General features: G+C 34.1%; 1 protein-coding gene. It reads right to left on the reverse strand.

Annotated elements, in window-relative coordinates:
• Nucleotides 1-108: 108 nt before the first annotated feature.
• The gene (locus tag G7Y56_RS18420) at nt 109-1,125 is read right to left on the reverse strand and encodes an IS110 family transposase (protein ID WP_165045921.1); all 1,017 of its coding nucleotides are present in this window, start codon (nt 1,123-1,125) and stop codon (nt 109-111) included.
• Nucleotides 1,126-1,336: the final 211 nt, after the last annotated feature.

The following is a 1,336-nucleotide window of genomic DNA, read 5'->3' on the forward strand; positions in this document are numbered from 1 at the left end:
TGAATTCTATGATTAATTCCTATTAATATTGTTAAAAGTTATCGCATTTTTCCTTTTTCAACTACCCGTTTTTTAGGGGGGCAGATTGAAAAAGGGAAAATAGCTTACTTAAGCTGTTTTCTTGTAAGAATCAGCGTGATTTGGGTCATAAGTTTTTTTATTTTTGACCACTCCAAACATGATATGTATAAGTTTATTTCTAACATTGTTGATCACCAAAGCATGATCTTTACCTTCTTCTCGTTTTCTTTTATAGTACTCATTGAGCGTTATATCGTTTCTGACAGCTGAATTTGCAGCGTTAGTCAGCAATGTTTTCATTTTCTTGTTTGCTAAATGGCTGAGCTTATTTTTTCCTCGAATACTACTTCCCGATGAGTGTTCAAAAGGCACAACTCCTGCATAACATCCAAATTTACGGGCATCATTAAATCGGGTGAAATTTTCGGTTAACACCAAAACCAATACAGCATTTTGGCGACCAATCCCTTTGATTGAAAGTAATAATTTATAATTTTCATATAGCTCTTTTTGATTGGCAATGAGACTATCTATCTTATTTTCCAGTACTTTGATTGTCTTACTTATTTCTTGTGCTTTGGTCATACTATCTTCGAAAATATAATTAACTGAATCATTTGATTTAAAGGCGTATAGCTCTTTGGCTGCAACAAGCAAATATTTTTTGGCACATATCAGGCGTTCACGATAAGCTAACAGGTCTTTGATCCGGTCCAGGGTCTCTGCCCTAAGCTTTGTTGAACGAGCCTGATCAACAAAACGACAGGCATACAAGGCAATGTGGTAAGCATCTACTTTATCGTTTTTGCCACGAGTGATACCCATTGAATGTTTTATTTGCAATCCGGGTTCGAGCCATATGTCAATAGCTGATTCATTCAAATACTTGGTAAGACCAAGGGAGTATAAACCGGTATGTTCGCCACAGACAAGCCAAGTACAAGGCTCATGTTGAGTCAAAGATTTACACCAATCCAAAAACCGTTCGTAATCTTGTTCCCCATTATTGAATACCATATGGATGGGAGTACTTTGAGAGTCAAATAATACTACTGCATCGAACTTTAATTTCGAGAAATCGATCCCAATAAAAACTTTTTTCATAATTTTACTTTTACTTTTAATTTAGAGATTAACCAATAGCCGAATTGTACCGACACTCTTAATGATTTTATAATCAGAATTCTATATGGTATCTTCAGCTTGATTATCAAAAGTCTAATTCAAGAAATAAAGTTTCAACTTTATGTCATCCCATAGTTTACTTTTGATAATCGGTTAATCTCTACTTTTTTACAACAAAAGAATAAAATTA

Origin of the sequence: Dysgonomonas sp. ZJ709 (assembly GCF_011039195.1) — a bacterium.
GTDB lineage: Bacteria > Bacteroidota > Bacteroidia > Bacteroidales > Dysgonomonadaceae > Dysgonomonas.

Coding starts and splice junctions, on each gene's coding strand:
- G7Y56_RS18420 (WP_165045921.1), bottom strand. CDS start 1,125: ATGAAAAAAGTTTTTATTGGGATCGATTTCTCGAAATTAAAGTTCGAT.